Source organism: Bifidobacterium sp. LH_424 (genome assembly GCF_056356895.1).
The window spans coordinates 133445-151139 of the sequence record NZ_JBKEVC010000001.1 but is presented as its reverse complement, the minus strand read 5'-3'; the positions used below and the strand labels follow the sequence as shown (position 1 = coordinate 151139).

15 protein-coding genes and 2 riboswitches are annotated in these 17695 nt (G+C 68.5%); of the genes, 4 read left to right on the top strand and 11 right to left on the bottom strand.

Annotated features, from left to right (window positions below):
• Positions 1-90 precede the first annotated feature (90 nt).
• The 6 genes from pafA to AC1AYP_RS00500 all read right to left on the bottom strand — a co-directional run bounded on the left by pafA (position 91) and on the right by AC1AYP_RS00500 (position 7065).
• Positions 91-1596, bottom strand: a complete 1506-nt coding sequence (gene pafA / locus AC1AYP_RS00525) for a Pup--protein ligase (RefSeq protein ID WP_476546476.1) — start codon at positions 1594-1596, stop codon at positions 91-93.
• Entirely contained in the window at positions 1596-1799 is a 204-nt protein-coding gene (locus tag AC1AYP_RS00520; RefSeq protein ID WP_476531650.1) for a ubiquitin-like protein Pup, read from the bottom strand. The genes pafA and AC1AYP_RS00520 overlap by 1 nt, the downstream gene beginning before the upstream one ends.
• 45 nt (positions 1800-1844) lie before the next feature.
• Positions 1845-2702, bottom strand: a complete 858-nt coding sequence (locus AC1AYP_RS00515; protein WP_476546475.1) for an inositol monophosphatase family protein — start codon at positions 2700-2702, stop codon at positions 1845-1847.
• Between the two features lie 98 nt (positions 2703-2800).
• Positions 2801-4510, bottom strand: a complete 1710-nt coding sequence (gene dop / locus AC1AYP_RS00510; RefSeq protein ID WP_476546474.1) for a depupylase/deamidase Dop — start codon at positions 4508-4510, stop codon at positions 2801-2803.
• A 16-nt stretch (positions 4511-4526) separates the two neighbouring features.
• Positions 4527-6086 carry a proteasome ATPase gene (arc, locus tag AC1AYP_RS00505; protein ID WP_476546473.1) on the bottom strand — a complete coding sequence of 520 codons (1560 nt, stop codon included), beginning with the start codon at positions 6084-6086 and terminating at the stop codon, positions 4527-4529.
• A gap of 268 nt (positions 6087-6354) precedes the next feature.
• Positions 6355-7065, bottom strand: a complete 711-nt coding sequence (locus AC1AYP_RS00500; RefSeq protein ID WP_476546719.1) for a DedA family protein — start codon at positions 7063-7065, stop codon at positions 6355-6357.
• Between the two features lie 71 nt (positions 7066-7136).
• Between AC1AYP_RS00500 and serB the strand changes: the two genes are divergently transcribed.
• Positions 7137-7880, top strand: coding sequence for a phosphoserine phosphatase SerB (gene serB / locus AC1AYP_RS00495; RefSeq protein ID WP_476546472.1), 744 nt, complete (start codon positions 7137-7139; stop codon positions 7878-7880).
• Positions 7881-8009: 129 nt separating this feature from the next.
• Here serB and fmt read toward each other — a convergent pair whose 3' ends face one another.
• The 5 genes from fmt to rpoZ form a co-directional block, all read right to left on the bottom strand.
• Complete coding sequence (gene fmt, locus AC1AYP_RS00490; protein WP_476531642.1) at positions 8010-8981, bottom strand: methionyl-tRNA formyltransferase; 972 nt, start codon at positions 8979-8981, stop codon at positions 8010-8012.
• Positions 8982-9115: 134 nt separating this feature from the next.
• On the bottom strand, positions 9116-9820 hold the full coding sequence (locus AC1AYP_RS00485) for an HAD family hydrolase (RefSeq protein WP_476531640.1): 705 nt from the start codon (positions 9818-9820) through the stop codon (positions 9116-9118).
• Between the two features lie 98 nt (positions 9821-9918).
• Complete coding sequence (locus AC1AYP_RS00480) at positions 9919-12321, bottom strand: primosomal protein N' (protein WP_476503199.1); 2403 nt, start codon at positions 12319-12321, stop codon at positions 9919-9921.
• Positions 12322-12518: 197 nt separating this feature from the next.
• Positions 12519-13745, bottom strand: a complete 1227-nt coding sequence (metK, locus tag AC1AYP_RS00475; protein ID WP_476502617.1) for a methionine adenosyltransferase — start codon at positions 13743-13745, stop codon at positions 12519-12521.
• Positions 13741-13810, bottom strand: a riboswitch (SAM riboswitch). It overlaps the preceding gene by 5 nt.
• A 181-nt stretch (positions 13811-13991) precedes the next feature.
• A complete protein-coding gene (rpoZ, locus tag AC1AYP_RS00470; protein ID WP_476546471.1) occupies positions 13992-14321 on the bottom strand; it encodes a DNA-directed RNA polymerase subunit omega in 330 nt (109 codons plus the stop codon).
• 413 nt (positions 14322-14734) lie between these two features.
• Here rpoZ and AC1AYP_RS00465 point away from each other — a divergent pair, with 413 nt between their 5' ends.
• The 3 genes from AC1AYP_RS00465 to ilvD all read left to right on the top strand — a co-directional run bounded on the left by AC1AYP_RS00465 (position 14735) and on the right by ilvD (position 17250).
• The gene (locus tag AC1AYP_RS00465; protein ID WP_476502616.1) at positions 14735-14860 is read left to right on the top strand and encodes a hypothetical protein; all 126 of its coding nucleotides are present in this window, start codon (positions 14735-14737) and stop codon (positions 14858-14860) included.
• A 134-nt stretch (positions 14861-14994) separates the two neighbouring features.
• Positions 14995-15123: a hypothetical protein gene (locus AC1AYP_RS00460; RefSeq protein WP_476502615.1), complete on the top strand. Its 129-nt coding sequence runs from the start codon at positions 14995-14997 to the stop codon at positions 15121-15123.
• A 261-nt stretch (positions 15124-15384) separates the two neighbouring features.
• Positions 15385-17250, top strand: coding sequence for a dihydroxy-acid dehydratase (ilvD, locus tag AC1AYP_RS00455; protein ID WP_476531638.1), 1866 nt, complete (start codon positions 15385-15387; stop codon positions 17248-17250).
• A 97-nt stretch (positions 17251-17347) separates the two neighbouring features.
• A riboswitch (FMN riboswitch) is annotated at positions 17348-17485 on the top strand.
• The last annotated feature ends 210 nt before the right edge of the window (positions 17486-17695 follow it).

Here is a 17695-nt window from a genome sequence, read left to right as displayed (position 1 = left end):
CAGAAGATGGCCGAATGCGGGTGCCTTGCGCCCCCTTCAGGGGGAGCTGTCGGCCAAAGGCCGACTGAGGGGGTCATCCCGGAAACCGTCTCAATCCATCGCGGCCATCAGCTTGCGGTAGGCGTCGGTCGGCTTGGCGCCGAACGGGTCGAGGAGGGTCGCCTCGCGGCGGGTCGGCGCGGTGACGACGAGCGTCGTCCAGTCGCAGGAGAACTGGACGCCCGTGTCGAGCGCGCGACGCACGAACGCGCCACGTAACGCGGCGCGCGTGTCGGCGGGAGGCTCGTGCTTCGCGGCCGCCACGCGCGCGCCGTCCAGCAGCTCGCGCAGCCGGCCGTGCGCGACGAGCGAACCGTAGAGCCGCCCGTTGGCCACGTCATGGTAGTCGAGTTCCAATCGTTCCAGCTGCGCGAAGTCCAGGTCCGGCCGGCGACGGCGCATCGCGGCGGCGAGCAGGTGCTTCGCCGCCCAGTCGACGCGCAGCGACAACGCGGCGAAATCCCGCCGTTCCAGCGCGTCCAACGCCCACCGCCAGTCGGCGAGCACGGTATCGACGTCCGTTCTCGGCAGGGAGGCGGCGACCGCTTCACGACGGTCGCGCACGAACGCCTCGACGATGCCGAGGTAGCGACGCTGCATGGCGAGCGGATCGGGCATGCCGGCGGCCGCGGCATCGCCCGCATCGCCCGCGCCGCCCGCGCCGGACGCATCGCCCGGCTCCCGCCCGTCCGTACCCGCGTCCAGCCAACGGCTGACCGCGCGGTTCGCGGCGGCCGGATCGGTGAACGTGAGATCCTCGAACCCGCTCGGCACCCCGCAGCGCACCGCGTCCTCGATCACGCACAGCACGAGGTGCGTGACGGCGAGTTTCATCCACGTGGCCCACTGGGAGCGGTTGGAGTCGCCGATGATGACGTGCAGACGGCGGAACGATTCGGGGTCGGCGTGCGGCTCGTCGCGCGTGTTCACCATCGGGCGCGAACGCGTGGTCGCGGACGAGACCGCCTCGTCGAGGAAGTCGGCGCGCTGCGTGATCTGGAAGCCGTCCGGCGTGAACCGGCCGGCGCCCGTGTACAGCTGACGGGTGATGAGGAACGGCAGCAGCTGCCGCTCGATCGTCTCCAACGGCACGAACCGGCGGACGAGATAGTTCTCGTGGCAGCCGAACGCGTGGCCGGCGGAGTCCACGTTGTTCTTGAACACGTGGATCGTCGCGCCCGCGCCGTGGCTCGCGCGGAGCCGCGTCTGCGCGTCCTGCGCGAGCGACGCCATCACGCGTTCGCCGGCCGCGTCCTGCGCGAGCGCGTCGAGCGGGTCGCGCGCCTCCGCGGTCGCGTACTCCGGGTGGGAGCCGACGTCGAGGTAGAGGCGCGAACCGTTGTCGAGATACGTGTTCGTCGAGCGGGCGCGGGAGACGACCGGCTGGAACATGGTCATCGCGACCTGTCCGGCGTCCACCGGACGGTCGGTGCCGGTGACGGACACGCCGTATTCGGTCTCGACGCCGAAGATGCGCATGAAGCCGTCGAGTTCGGCAGCCGGCGTCGCGCCCGCCTCGTGGGCGGCGCGCGTGCCGCTGTCGCGCAGCTGCGGCATCACTCGCCGCCCTTCTGCACGAAGCTGTTCACGTACTCCTCGGCGTTGGTCTCCAACGTGGATTCGATGTCGTCGAGCACCGCGTCGAGCGCGTCGAATTCGACGTCCGACTGCTGCGCGGCCTGCGCGGCCGCGAGCTCCTCGCCCGCGTCCTGCTGGTCCGACTGCGCGGACTGGTTCGCCTGCGTGAATTCCTGAGGCATGATGGTTCCCCTTCCGTTCTTTCCGTCCGTCCGGTCGACCGGACGTCACTCGCCTTCGCCCTGGATGAGGTACGGCTTGATCTCGCGGTCGATCAGGCCGTTCGTGCAGAGCACGTCGTTGTCCTGACGCCAGTGGATGCCGTTGCCGTTCCAGCGCCGCAGCGTGCCCTGCGCCTCCCAGACGACCACGGCGGCCGCGGAGATGGCGGGCACGTCCCACTCGTGCAGCATCGGTTCGAAATACGCGTCGTACGTGCCGTCGGCCACCTTGCACAGGTCGAGCGAGGCGGGGCCGACGCGCTTGATGTCGGCGGGATGGCCTTCGGCGAGCGCGGCGACGGTGTGCAGCGCGCGGTCGGCCTCGCCGGGCACGTAGGACATGCCGAAGCTCACGACCGCGCCGTCCAGCGAGGAGGTCATGGACGGGACGACCTTCTCGCGCTTCTCGCCGACGGGCGTGTTGCGGATGCGCAGCGCGCCCGCGCCCTTCGCGGCGAGATACGTCTCGCCGAGCGCCGGCGCGTGCACGACGCCGAGGATTGGCTGCGCGGAGCCCTCCTCGTTGAATTCGAACAGGGATACGGTGACGGCCCATTCGCTCATGTTGCGGATGTAGTTGATGGCGCCGTCGATCTTGCCGACGCACCAGTAGCGCTGTCCTGGGCGGGATTTCGATGGACGCGTCTGCCAGAAGCCGTCGAAGTGCTCCATGTCCGCGAGACGGCCGGACATGTAGCGCAGCAGACGCCCGTCGACCTCCACGTTGGACTGTTCGCCGGGGTTCTCGCGAGAGATGAGCATGTCATGCGGTGCCATCTGATCCTGCAGGGCGTGCTTGCCGGCGGCCTGGGCGATGGCGGCGACCTTCATAGCGAGGTCGCGCAGATTCTCCTGTTGTGCCATGGTTCACCATCTTATCGGTGTTTTGTGGTGGTGTCGTGCGGCCGGCGACGAGACGACCGGCGGCGCGACGTCCGCAGTCCGTATCCCGGTGTCGACGGCTATCGGCGCAGCGCGAGCCGTTCGAGCAGCGAGGCCGCGTCGCCCGCCTCGGCGAGCGCGGTCTCGACGTTCTCTTTGCGGAACGCGAGCGGATTGGACATGTCGAGGCTGACGAGGTCGCCGGGACGCACGCTCGTCGCCTCGGCCGCCGACGCGTTGCCGTACGTCTCCGGCATCGCTTCGCCTGCCTCACCGGTGCCGGAGACCAGCTTGCGCACGGTCAGGTGCGACCAGCTGGCGGCGACGACGTCGGCGGGGAACGTGCGCACGAGCGCGGCGCGCAGCCAGGCGCGCGTCGTCTCGGGCGGGTTCTGCGCGGCGCGTGCGAGCGCGTCGTCGTCGACGAGGCGCTCGGCGCTTCCCGCGGCGGCGAGTTTCGCGAACACGGATTTCGCCGGGTCGAGCGCCGCCCAGGACAGGTCGACGGCGGCGAGGCGCGGATCGGCCCAGGAGGAGGCGTCGGTGCCGGCGGCGACGCCTGTCTTGCTGGCGATCTTGCGGCGCAGCTTTTCGAGCAGCTGCCATTTGAGCAGCCATTCGACGCGCCCGGCCTCCGCCTTCATCGTGAGGCGCTTGTCGTCGTCCGCGTGGCGGATGGCGGCGGTGTCGGCGAGCGCCTGCCCCCACATGGCCATGACGTTGCGGGTCTCGCGGTCCTCCCACGCGGGTTCGCCCTTCGTGTCGGTGCCGAGCGTGGCGGCGGCGACCTCGTAGACGGCGCGGCGCAGGGCCACCTGCATGAGCCATGCGGTGGTGGTGCCGCCGGTTTCGAGCGGCAGCGGGGCGGCGAGCGTCAGGTCGTGGGAGACGGTGTGCATCGCCTCGACCGGGTCGGCGAGTTGGAGGGAGCCGAGCAGCGTGTCGAGGTCGTAGTCGGCTTCGCGCGCGTGTTCGAGCGTCCACAGGAGGATGGAGGTGACGCCGAGTTTGAGCACCTGCGGCACGTCCATGCGGTTCGCGTCGCCGACGATCACGTGGAGGCGGCGGAATGCGTCGGTGGCGTGGGATTCGTCGCGCGTGTTGATGATGGGCCGGTCGAACGTGGTCTGCAGGCCGATCTTCGCGTGGATCGTGTCGGCGCGCTGGCTCAGCTGGAATCCGGGTTCCTCGCTCGCCTCGCCGATGCCGACGCGGCCGGAGCCGGCCCAGATCTGGCGGGAGACGAAGTGCGCGGTCATCAGCGCGGCCACGTCGCTGAACGGCACGTCGCGGCGCATCATGTAGTTCTCGTGCGTGCCCCAGCTGGCGCCTTTGCCGTCCACGTTGTTGCGGTGGAGCACGACCGGATGCCCGGACGCCTTGAGCTCGGGATCGGTGGCGCTGGCGGCCCGGGCGGCGGCGAGCATGAGCCGGTCGCCGGCGTGGTCGTAGAGCAGCGCCTGGAACGGGTCGGTGGTTTCGGGTGCCGAGTATTCGGGGTGCGCGTGGTCCACGTAGATACGTCCGCCGTTGGGGGCGATCACGTTGGTGATGTTGAGCTGGGGCGCGTCGGTGAGCATGTCGGGGCGGGCGGCGGCGCGGTCGAGCCGGGTGCCGCGCGCGTCGTTGACCGGGTCCTCCTGACGGTAGTCCCAGCGGATGTGCCGGGTCGCGTCGTCGGCGGCCGCGCCAACCACGTCGAAGCTCAGTTTGACCGGCTGGTAGTAGGCGACGCCCGGCTGCGACACCGCGTACTCGGTCTCCGTCCCCATCACTCGTCTGACGGTCATGTTCCACTCCTTGCTACTATTCGACACCGCGGATGGCGGTGACGGTGCCGGCGTCGAAGCCGTTGACGCGGCTCCACTGGACGGGGTCGGCATCGAGCAGCGAATCGCGGGTTTCCGCGAACTCGTCCTCGACGGCCTTCGCGAGCAGGTCCACGCCGATCGCCACGTCGCCGCCGCGTTCGATCGACGCCTTCACGGCGAGCGTCTTCGCCCGGTCGACGATGTTCTTAAGGCTCGCGCCGCTCGTCACGTCGGCGAGGAACAGCGCGTTCCAGGTGCCGTGCTCGTCGCGCACGTCGGCGAGATGGCGGCGGGAGGAGCGCGTGTAGATATCGCGAACGAGCACGCGGGCGAGCGCGTCCGCGTCGAGACCGTGTTCGAGCGGCAGGTCGTCGGTCAGATAGTGACGCACGATGGCGACGGCCGCCTCGCCGTCCGGCCGGTCGATGCGGATCTTCACGTCGAGACGGCCCGGGCGCAACACGGCCGGGTCGATCATATCGACGCGGTTGGAGGCGCCGATCACCATCACGTTGCCGAGCGATTCGACGCCATCCAATTCGGCGAGGAACTGCGGCACGATCGTCGTCTCCACGTCGGAGGAGACGCCGGAGCCGCGCGTGCGCAGCAACGAGTCCATCTCGTCGATGAACACGATGACGGGGCGGCCGTCGGCGGCGCGTTCGCGCGCACGCTGGAAGATGAGGCGGACGAGACGCTCCGACTCGCCGACGAACTTGTTGAGCAGTTCGGGGCCCTTCACGGAGAGGAACACGCCGGGTCTGGCACCTGTCCCGCCCGTGCCCGCGTCCACGCCTTCGGCGAGCGTATGGGCGACGGCCTTCGCGATGAGTGTCTTGCCATTGCCGGGGGGACCGTACAGGAGCACGCCCTTGGGGGCGGCGAGATCGTAGCGGGCGAACAGATCGCGATGCTGGAACGGCAGCTGGACGGCGTCGCGGATGCGGTCGATCTGCCGGTCGAGGCCGCCGATGTCGTCGAACGTGACGTCGGGCGTCTCCTCGAGCACGAGGTCGGCGTCGTCCTGCTTCGGCAGCGCGGCGACGGCGATGCGCCCGGACGCCTCGACGACGACGCGGTCGCCCTTGTCGAACGTGGTGGAGGCGAGCGCGCTGGCGCGGCGGACGACGCTCGGATTGCCGCCCGCGTCGGCGACGACGAGACGGCCGTCGGCGAGCGTCTCCGTGACGGTGCGGACCGGGCCGAGCACGTCGTGGTCACGTTGCTCGACGAGCACCATCTTCTCGTTGAGCACGACGGTGGCGCCGGCTGCGAGACGGGACGCGTTGAGGTTCGCGGCGACGGGCACGACCATGCGGCGCGTGCCGACGATGACCTCGGCGCTGGCGTGCTGCACGCCCATGTCGTCGACGCGCGACAAGTCGACCTTCACCATCGTGGCGAAGGTGAGCGGCGGCTGGGCGAGCTGCGCCAACTGCGAGCGCGCCTTGGTGAGCTCCTTGCCGGCGCGATTCAGCGCCTCGGCGAGCGCATGGTTGCGCGCCATGAGCCGGTCGTTCACCTCCGCCAATTCCCGGGCGGTCTCCTCGCTCATCGCCTCTCCTTTCATCTCCAACGGAGCCGGCCACCGGCCGCCCCCATTCCCTCGGCTCCCCTTGTCAGGGGAGCTGCCGCGCGGATGCACGACTGAGGGGTAGCCCTGCGCTCGTCAACGGAGCCGGCCACCGGTCGCCCCTCCCCTCGGCTCCCCTTGTCAGGGGAGCTGTCGGCAACGCCGACTGAGGGGTAGCCTTGCGCCCCCTTCGGGGGGAGCTGTCGCGCGGATGCGCGACTGAGGGGGTGGCCGGCGGCCCAAGGTGGTCTCACCCGTCCCGTCGTCCGTTCCTGTTCTGCATCACTGTACGCACCTTCCGCACGGCCCACACGGCGATGACCACGATGAAGGCGACGATGACCACATCCTCGAACACGTTGAGCACCCCCAGAATCGAGCACCATCCGGCGCCGAGGAAATACCCGGCGGAGACGAGGACCGTGTTCCACACGGCGGAGCCGAGCAGCGTCCATCCGGTGAAATGCAGGAAGTTCATGCGGTTGAAGCCGGCGGGGATCGAGATCAGCGAGCGCACGACGGGGATGACGCGGCCGATGAGCACACTCCACGTGCCGTAGCGGGTGAACCAGTCGTTCGCCTTGTCCACGTCGTTGCGGCTCACGCCGGGGATCTTGTCGGCGGCCTTGTGGATGCGGCGCAGCCCCACCCATCGGGAGATGCCGTACAGCGCCCACGCGCCGATGAGGGAACCGACGGTCGCCCAGATGATCGCCTCGGCGAGGTGCAGGGTGCCGCGGGAGGCGGTGAATCCGGCGAGCGGCAGGATCACTTCGGAGGGGATCGGCGGGAAGATCGATTCGAGGGCGATGGCGAGGGCCACGCCGATGCCGCCGACCGTCTCCATGAGGGAGACGAGCCAGTCGGTGATGATCTGGATGAGGCCGCCGTCGCCGGTCGGGCAGACGGGCGAGGCCGCGGCGGGGGCGGCGACGTGGACGGTCGCGGCGGTGATGGTCATGGTCGTGGCGTCATGAATGGCGTCGAAAATCATATGAGGGATTGTCCCAAGGTTTTTCGACAATCGGGGGCATGACGCTTGAAACCACGCAATTCCTTGACGAGCAGGGCGCCGGCGTGCCCCACGATGACGGCGACGGTGACCGGAAGGCCGCGTCCGCGGTCGCGAAGCCGCCGACGCTCGCCGAGCCGGGACTGCTGGTGATGGACGTCGATTCGACGCTCATCGACGAGGAGGTCATCGACGAACTGGGCGAGGCGGCCGGATGCGGCGCGCGCATCGCCGAGGTGACCGCGCGCGCGATGCGCGGCGAACTGGACTTCCGCGAGGCGTTGCGCGCCCGCGTGGCCCTGTTGGAGGGGCTGCCGGTCTCCGTGTTCGACACGGTGCACGACCGGGTGCATTTCACCCGCGGCGCGCTGGCGCTCATCGACGAATTGCACGCGCACGGCTGGAAGGTGGGCGTCGTCTCCGGCGGCTTCCACGAGGTGGTGGACCGTCTCGTCGAAGAGGCGCATATCGACCACCGTCTGGCGAACCGCCTCGAGGCGCGCGACGGCCGGCTCACCGGCAACGTGGACGGCGAGATCGTGACCAAGACGGTGAAATTGAAGGCGCTGCGCGAGTGGGCGGCGAGCGACGGCGTCGCCATGGCGCAGACCGTGGCCGTGGGCGACGGCGCGAACGACATCCCGATGATCCAGGCCGCCGGTCTCGGCGTCGCGTTCTGCGCGAAGCCGAAGACCCGCGCCGCCGCGCCCGCCGCCATCGACGAGCGCGACCTCACCAAGGTCCTCGACCTCCTGCGCCGCTAGACTCGCCCTTTTATGCCTCCCTCTGGCGAGGGAGGTTCATAGGCATCGGCTCACCACGCGGTCGCTTTCCCTTGCCTCCCTCTGACGAGGGAGGTGGCATCGCGAAGCGATGACGGCGGGAGAGACCCCCTACGCGAGCCGCGCCCCTTCGCCGAGCCGCGCCCCGCGCGCCCAGTCGGCGGCGCGCATGGCCTTCTTGCCCTGCGCCTTGACTTCGGTGAGTTCGAGCGGCGCGCCGCCGGTGCCGACCCACACGTTGCGCTTGCCGGTCTTGAGTTCGCCCGGCGCGAGCGACGCGGGCGTGTTCGGGTTCGCGGGATCGGCCGGCTGGGCGCGCAGGATGTGCAGGGTGAGCGGCTTCGCATCGTCCGCGTCGCCGCCCGCGTGCAGTTCGCACCATGCGCCGGGATGCGGCGTGCAGGCGCGGATCTGGCGGTCGATCTCGTCAAGCGGCTTCGTGAAATCGATGCGTGCGTCCTCGACGGTGATCTTGTGCGCGTACGTGAAGCCCTCGGCGGGCTGCGGCGTGTAGACCGCGGTCCCCTCCCCCACGCGTGCGAGCGCGTCCACGTACATGGGCGCGCCTTCCTCGGCGAGTCGGTCGAGCAGTTCGCCGGAGGTTTCGCGGCCGGTGAGCGTCACGCTCATCGTCGCGATGACGGGGCCGTCGTCCAAGCCGACGCCCACTTTGAACACGTCGGCGCCGGTGGTCGCGTCGCCGGCCCAGATGGCGCGCTGCACCGGGGCGGCGCCGCGCCATGCGGGCAGGTTGGAGAAGTGGAGGTTGTACCAGCCGAGCGGCACGGCGTCCAACACGTCGGCAGGCAGGATGTTGCCGTAGGCGATGACGGCGGCGATGTCCACGTCCAGCGACTTCAGCGTGTCGAGGAAGCCGGGGTCGCGCGGCTTCGCGTCAATGACGGGGATGCCGAGCTCGAGCGCGGCCGCCTTGACCGGACTGGGCTTCAGCTTGCGGCCGCGGCCGGTGGGCGCGTCGGGGCGGGTGAGCACGGCCGTGACCTCGAAGCGCGGGTCGGCGGCGAACGCCTTGAGGGACGGCACGGCCACGTCGGGGGTGCCGGCGAACAGCAGTTTGAGCATGGAGTGACGGGATTCCTTTCGTTGGGTTGGTGGTGGGGGTGGGATACGCCCCCTCAGTCGGCTGCGCCGACAGCTCCCCCTCAAGGGGGAGCCAAGGAAATACGATGGTCTCCGCCATCAGAGGCGGAGACACGCTACTGGAGGTCGGGGATGTTCACGCCGGCGTCGACGAGGAGGCGGCGCAGCTTGACCGGGTCCTTGAAGCGGACGCCGCGGATGCCGGCGGCGTTCGCGCCGACGATGTTCATCGCCTTGTCGTCGATGAACACGGCGCCCTCGGCGGTGATGCCGAACTCCTGCAACGCGCGCTCGTAGATGTCCTTGTGCGGCTTGCGCAGCCTCACGTAGCCGGAGACGACCTTGCCGTCGAGCTGTCCGAGGATCGGCGTGGCCTTCTCGGCGATCGGGAACAGCTCCTTCTCCCAGTTGGACAGGCCCCACACGCCGATCCCCGCGGCCTTGAGGTCGTTGATGAGCACGCGCGCGCCGGGGACGACGCCGACGAGCGAGTCCTCGAAGTTGTCGAGATAGTACCGGAGGATGTCGGCCCACTTGTCGCCGTGGGTCTCGCGCATCCACGCAACACCCTCCTCGGGGGTGGCGCCGCCGTCCATGCGGTCGTTCGCGTCGTAGAAGCCGGATATGTCGTTGTCGAGGAACTCGTCGATGGTCTTCTGGCTGTAGCGCGGGATGAGCACGGCCGCCGGATCCCAGTAGATGAGCACGTTGCCGAAGTCGAAGATGACGTCGGTAATCGGCTTGCCCGCGTTCGCCGCGGCCTCGCCGTCGGCCACCAACACGTCGTAGTCCATTTCCGGTTCTCCCGGCCAACCCTTCATCGCGTCTCCTTACGTTCGTGTCCGTATGTTTCCGCAGGCGGGGTGCGCCCGTCGCCGCCATCATGTTCCCATGCGTGCGGGACGGTGGAGGCCATACGCTAGATCAGGTCCTTTCTGTCGAGTTGGAAGCGCAGTTCGCCGGGTTCGCGGGCCGCCACGTGGCGTGCGACCGCGGTGCGCAACCGTTCGGCGAGTTCCTCGCGCCGCGCGTGGGGCACGCGGATGACGGCGCGCACGCGGTCGGCGGTCACTTCGAGTTCGCGCGCGTCCACGGTGCGCGGCTGCGGGATCGGCACCGGTCCGAGCACGCCCGGCAGCTCCGGGACCGGCGGCGTCACGTCGACCGGCGTCGATGTGCCGTCACCCGATGTGCTATCACCCGATATGCCGCCGCCCGGCGCGACGTCGACGCCCTGCGGCAGCGGGCAGACGGCCATATCGCCGCCGATCGCCGCGCCGACGGCGCGCAGCGCGTAGTCGACGGCGTCACGCCGCCCCCACACGCAGGCGACGGAGACGACCGGCGGCATGCCGGTCTCGTAGCGTTCGGCGAGTTCGCGTGCGGCGAGCAGCGACGAGTCCCAGAGCATCAGCGACTGCGCGATGGCCGGGTCGGTCTCCCCCAGCAGCAGCGCCTGACCGCCCTGTTCGCGCGGCGCGCACAGTGATACGGCGCGCATCCACGCGGACAGGGTGTCCACGCGCGCGTCCAGTCCCGGCGCGTACAGGCTCGTCCATGCGTCGAGGATCGCGACGGCCGCATAGGGGGAGTAACGGGGTCCGTCGCCCTGCGGCGCGCGCACGCGAGGTTCGGCGCCGGGCGTCGCGATGACGATCACCGGACGGTAGTCGATCTCGCCGATCATGCCGCCCGGTTGGCTGGGCGACGACAACAGGACGGGCACGCCGCGGAACAGGCCACGCAGTTCGTCGGCGGTGCCGGCCGCGCCGACGCGCACGACGCGCAGCCGCTCGCCGTGGCAGTGCGGGCATGTCCAGTTCGAGGCGGCCGCGCCGCACCAGCGGCAGCGCGGCACCGGATTGCCGTTCACACGTTGCAATGGCCCGGTGCAGCGGCGGCATCGCGCCTGCCGCAGGCATTTCGGGTTCGCGCAGCTCAACGCCTCCGACACGCCGTCGGAGGGGATGGAGAACAGGACGGGACCGGAGCGCAGCGCTTCCCGGATGTTGCCGACGGCGACGTGCGGCACACGCGCGCCGATGGACGGGTCGGCGAGACGCGCGAGCTCCTCGCGATTGAGCCATCGCACCCATGGCATGGCGTCACGGAGCACGGTGGGCAGCGGGCGGACGGGTGTGGACGGCCCGCTCACCGCGGTCGTGACGGCGCGCCGCGGCACGCCGGGAATCCCCACGGCCTCCATCTGGCTCAACGGGCTGCGCGCATTGGCGAGCGCGACGAACACGCCGCCATGCGCCTGCGCGCGCAATCTGAGTACGCCGCGCGCATGCGCGTACGGCATCATCCCGTCGGCCTGCTGGTAGGCGACGTCGTCCATGATGGCGAACAGTCCCGGTCCGTCGACGGGCGCGTACATGGCGGCGCGTGGCCCGATCACGCACTTCACCTGCCCGGTGGCGACGGCGAGGTAGGCGCGGTAGCGGTCGACGGGCGGCATCTCGGCGCTGAGGATGGCGACGTCGCCGGTCCAGCCGCCGGTCCCGGCACTGGCGCGCCCCGGTCCGAACGGCGCGAATCCGAGCGCCTGCAACGCGTCGAGCACGTCGTGGGTCTCCTTCATGCCGGGCAGGACGACGACGGCCGCGTGTCCGGCGGACAACGATTCGGCGGCCATCCATGCGAGGGCGCTGGCGGCCTGGCCGACGCCGGGCAGCGGGTCGAAGACGAACGAGCGGAAGGCGCGGGCGTGCAGCGCGTCGCGCAGGTCGCGCACGCCCGCGTCGTAGTGGGCCGACATGCGGTCATAACACACGTCGACGGGCGCGGCAGCGGTCTCTCCCCCAGTCGGCTGCGCCGACAGCCCCCTCGCCAAAGGGGGCCTGGCATCCGAGTGACGCGCGAAGCCGGCGACGAGCCGCTGTTCCTGTTCGACTTTGGCGACGCGCGGCGGCACGGCGAGGCGGAGGATGTTGGCGCGCGTGCCGCCGTACGCGTCGGCGATGAGCGTGATGTCGCGGCGCATGGCGGCGGGGACGAGAATGTCGCCGCCGAGCACGCGCTCGAGATAACGCAGGGCGGAACGCGGCGTGTCCGATGCGGCGGCACGCTCCCAGATCACGCCGTTGACGCGGCGTCCGCCGAACCGGACGCGCACGAGCGCGCCGGGACGGGCGGTTTCGGAATCCTTCTCGTCGATGAGATAGTCGAAGGTGCGGCCCAGATGCGTGGCCTGGATGTCGAGCACGACGCGCGCGATCGGGTCGTGCGCGGCGGGCGTTCGCGCCGCGGGCGCACGACGGCGCCGCTTGCGGGGGGCGAGCCCTTCAAGCGCCAGCTGTTCCGCTTCCATTCCGGTCATGCCCACCATCGTAGCGGTACGCGAAAGGGCCGGTACATACGTACCGGCCCTTCATCGCCCAAGCGTGTCGCGCACTCCCCTCATCCCCATGGTGCGGTTTGAAGGTTTTATAAAACCGCGGAAACAAGCCGTTTTCACCTACCGCACCATGGGGGTTTTACCGCACCATGGGAGTGCGGGCGGAGTAAATGGGGTGGTCAGGCGAGGGAGGCGACGGCGGCCTTGAGCTCGTCGACCTTGTCGGTGCGCTCCCACGGGAAGTCGACGTCGACGCGGCCGAAGTGGCCGTAGGCGGCGGTCTTCGCGTAGATCGGGCGCTTCAGGTCGAGCTCGTCGATAATCGCGGCGGGGCGCAGGTCGAACACCTTGCGCACGGCGGCGGCGATCTGGGCGCGGGTCACGCCCTCCTCGGTACCGTAGGTCTCGACGTTCACGGAGACCGGGTCGGCCACGCCGATCGCGTAGGCGACCTGGACCTCGACGCGGTGCGCGAGGCCGGCGGCGACGATGTTCTTCGCCACCCAGCGGGTCGCGTAGGCGGCGGAACGGTCCACCTTGGACGGGTCCTTGCCGCTGAACGCGCCACCGCCGTGGTGGGCGGCGCCGCCGTACGTGTCGACGATGATCTTGCGGCCGGTGAGACCCGCGTCGGCGGCCGGACCGCCGAGCACGAACGAGCCGGTCGGGTTGACGAGCTGACGGTAGTCGTCATGCGCCACGTCGGAGCCGAGCACCTCGTCGAGGATCGGGTCGATGACATGCGCCTTCAGCTGGTCGCGCAGCCATTCCTGCGTGACCTCCGGATCATGCTGTGTGGAGATGAGCACGGTGTCGACGCGCAGCGGATGGTCGTTCTCGTCGTATTCGATGGTGACCTGCGTCTTGCCGTCCGGGCGCAGGTGCGGCACCTCGCCGCTCTTGCGCACCTCGGTCAGGCGGTAGGCGAGACGATGCGCGAGGTAGATGGGCAGCGGCATGAGCACGTCGGTCTCGTCGGTGGCGTAGCCGAACATCACGCCCTGGTCGCCGGCGCCCTGCGCCTCGTAGCGTTCCTCGCGGCTGGCGGCGGACTCCTTCTCGCCGCTCAGACGGGCGACGCCCTGGTTGATCTCGGCGCTCTGGCCGGTGATGGCGACGATCACGCCGCAGGAGTCGGCGTCGAGGCCGACTTCGGAGGACGTGTAGCCGATGCGGCGCAGCGTCTCGCGCACCTTGGACTGGACGTCGACGTAGCCTTCGGAGGTCACCTCGCCGAACACGAGGAACACGCCGGTGGCGGCGGAGGTTTCGACGGCGACGTGGGACTGCGGGTCCTGGCGGAGCAGTTCGTCGAGAATCTCGTCGGAGATCTGGTCGCACACCTTGTCCGGGTGGCCTTCAGTGACGGATTCGGCGGAGATGAGCTTGCGCTCCTGGTTGGTCATATCATCCCTCTTTCGGACTTATCGCCCCGGCTCCGCGGCACGCGGGGCAAGGGCACAATGATACGTTGTGGTTGTTGTTGTCGGGACCGCACGGGATTGGCGCCTGGCGCCATGACGCAGCTTCGCAGCTACGAAAAAGGCCCGCACCAAACCATCGGATGATGGTCGGCGCGAGCCTCAGGTCGTTCGCTCCTGTCGTCCAGTTCTACACGACACGCCGTTTCTGGGCAAGCGTGTGTCGGAAGATCAGTTGCCTTCGGTCAGGTCGTCCTCGCCGAGGGTCTCCTCGAACAGGCCCTCGTTGATCTCGCGGAAGGCGATGGACAGCGGCTTCTCGTTGTTCTGGTACTCGACGAGCGGGCCGACGTTCTGCAGCAGGCCCTCGTTGAGCTGGGTGAAGTAGGAGTTAATCTGACGGGCGCGCTTGGCGGCGAAGATCGCCAGCGCGTACTTGGAGTCCGCGTGCTCCATGAGATCGTCGATCGTCGGGCTGGCCAGACCGTCGGGGGTGGGGCTGGTGCCGAACTCCTCGTTGCCCTTGACCTCGGTGGTCTCGGTCTCGGTTTCTTCTGCCATATTCATGCTCCAAACCATGGAAAATCTATCTCAACCGCAACAAGTATAGACAGGTGCGGGGACTCCCCCGGCATCGCGACGATCGGCCGCGCGACACGCCGATGGGCCGGAGAATCCGGAAATCCGTTCCGACGGCCGGCGACGGGCGGACGACGCCGACGCCGTCGGAATGGACGGCATGTCAAATCCCAATGATGCCAACGATTCACGGACACCGTGATTGCCAACGTTTGCATCGAACCGGTTCGATACCTGCGGCGATTGCGCTCGCGAATCATCGTCCAACACGCCGGAATCCGAAACTCCCCCTTGCGCAGGTCACGATGGCGCGCTATTCTGAAACCGGTTTCAAACGAAGCCGAGAAAAAACAAGCAAAGCCACCAAGGGGCTTTGACCAACGAAAGGAATTATCATGTCGTTCAAGGATTCCATGATTCGCGGTCTCGCCATGTACGGTGCCAACGCGATGGCCCAGCACTCCATGGGCAACACCAAGGTCCTCTCCGACCTCGTCGAGTCCAACAAGCTCGGCCGCTGAACAAGCGCATAACGCATAAGACTTCGCGGCGCACGTCATCGCAAGCAAGAAAACAGGAAACGGGCGTCGCACACCGAAAATTGCAAACGTGGTCATCGGCCCAACGCCATGACCGAACCTGAAAGGAAAACATTATGTCGTTCAAGGATTCCATGATTCGCGGTCTCGCCATGTACGGTGCCAGCACGATGGCCCAGAACACCATGGGCAACACCAAGGTCCTCTCCGACATCGTCAACGACGCGCAGAAGATCGCCCGCTGAAACTGACTTGTCGGCTCGTGCCTGAGCCGACCGCTGCGTGAGAGAGAAGAGAAGACGGGGTTCCGGAATCATCCGGAACCCCGTCTTTCATATGCGTGGGCACCGACGCACATGGCGACGGATCAGCGCGGCACCGCGAAAACCGCTCACGGTGCGGTGACGACGCACGCGGCGTGAGCGTTACCGACGTAACATCCTCGTGAATTCCACATATTGACTCTTGACAAAACGCGTGTCCCGATTAAGGACTTGAATGGAATCATGACCGAAATGCGATCCGCAAAACTCATGTCCGGCCGCGTCTTCGCAGGCGCGCGCGCCCTCTACCGTGCCGCAGGCGTCAGCGGCGACGATATGGGCAAGAAGCCCATCATCGCCATCGCCAACTCCTTCGACGAGTTCCTCCCCGGCCACGTCCACCTCAACAAGGTCGGCCGCATCGTCTCCGAGGCCATCAAGGAGGCGGGCGGCATCCCGCGCGAGTTCAACACGATGGCCGTCGACGACGGCATCGCGATGGGCCACACCGGCATGCTCTATTCCCTGCCCTCCCGCGACATCATCGCGGACACCGTCGAATACCAGTGCAACGCGCACTGCGCCGACGCCCTGATCTGCATCCCGAACTGCGACAAGGTCGTCCCCGGCATGCTGATGGCCGCCCTGCGCCTCAACATCCCGACCGTGTTCGTCTCCGGCGGCCCGATGGAGGCCGGCACCACCGTCCTCGCCGACGGCACCGTGAAGAAGAACACCGACCTCATCTCCGTGATGTACGCCTCCGCCGACGACAACGTCTCCGAGGAGGACCTGCTCAACTACGAGAAGACCGTCTGCCCGACCTGCGGCTCCTGCGCCGGCATGTTCACCGCCAACTCGATGAACTGCCTGACCGAGGCCATCGGCCTCGCCCTGCCCGGCAACGGCACGATCCTCGCCTCCCACGGCTTCCGCAAGGAGCTGTTCCGCAAGGCAGCGCGCCAGGTCGTCAAGATCGCGAACCAGTACTACAAGGATTCCGACGACTCCGTGCTGCCGCGCTCCATCGCCACCAAGCACGCGTTCGAGAACGCGATGACGATGGACGTCGCGATGGGCGGCTCCACCAACACCGTGCTGCACATCCTCGCGATGGCCCAGTCCGCGGACGTGGACTTCACGCTCGACGACATCGAGCGCATCTCGCACACCGTGCCGTGCATCTGCAAGGCCGCCCCGTCCGGCAAGTGGGAGATCTCCGACGTGCACCGCGCCGGCGGCATCTGCGGCATCCTCGGCGAGCTCGACCGCGCCGGCAAGCTGCACAAGGACGTCCATTCCATCGACTATCCGTCGCTCGAGGCCAAGCTCGACGACTGGGACATCATGCGCGACACCTGCACCGAGGAGGCCAAGACCCTCTACCACGCGGCGCCGGGCCACATCATCTCCCCCGAACCGTGGACGCACGAGACGCTGTTCGACTCGCTCGACACCGACCGCGAGCACGGCGCGATCCACGACATCGACCACCCGGAGATCCACGAGGGCGGCCTCGCCGTGCTGCGCGGCAACCTCGCCCCCGACGGCTGCGTCGTCAAGACCGCCGGCGTGCCGCAGGAGATCTGGAAGTTCCGCGGACCGGCGCTCGTCGTCGAATCCCAGGAGGAGGCCATCAAGGTCATCCTCGACGACACGTTGAAGCCCGGCATGGCGCTGGTCATCCGCTACGAGGGCCCGAAGGGCGGCCCGGGCATGCAGGAGATGCTGTACCCGACCTCCTTCGTCAAGGGCAAGGGCATCGGCAAGCAGGTCGCCATGCTCACCGACGGCCGCTACTCCGGCGGCTCCTCGGGCCTGGCCATCGGCCACATGGCCCCGGAGGCCGCGAACAAGGGCCCGGTGGCGCTCATCAAGAACGGCGACATCATCGACATCGACATCGAAGCCCGTTCCGTGAACGTCGAACTGACCGACGAGCAGCTGGCGGAGCGCCGCCGCGAGCTCGAGGCCGGCGACGGCTACGTGGCGCACCGCGACCGCAAGGTCTCGCAGGCGCTCAAGGCCTACGCCGCCTTCGCCCGCTCCGCCGACAAGGGCGCCACGCGCGACCCGGAGCTCATCAACAAGCTCTCCGGCCTCGCCTGATCGGGACCCGTCGCGGCAAAGGCCGACGTCCACTACATGGGACGTCGGCCTTTGCCGTCTACGCCCCGTCCCTATACTGTCGAACCGACAATTCAATACGCATCTTCAGGGCAGGGTGAAATTCCCGATCGGCGGTTCAGTCCGCGAGCATCGATTGATTGCGATCAGCAGTCGTGATGCCGAACCGGTGAGATTCCGGTACCGACAGTCATAGTCTGGATGAAAGAAGCTGCGGCGGCGTGGACCATCGGCCCGCGCGCGCGACCGCATACCGTCGCGTGCGCGCATCGGGCGATGCGCATCATGCGGCCCATCTCGAGCACCCTGGATTTCGAACGGAATCCGGGGTGTTCGCGTTTCGGGGCCGCGAAGCATGACGCTCTCGCCCGATGCCCGGGCAGCCGGAATCAAAACTGGCACACGGCCCCACCGCCATCATGAAGCA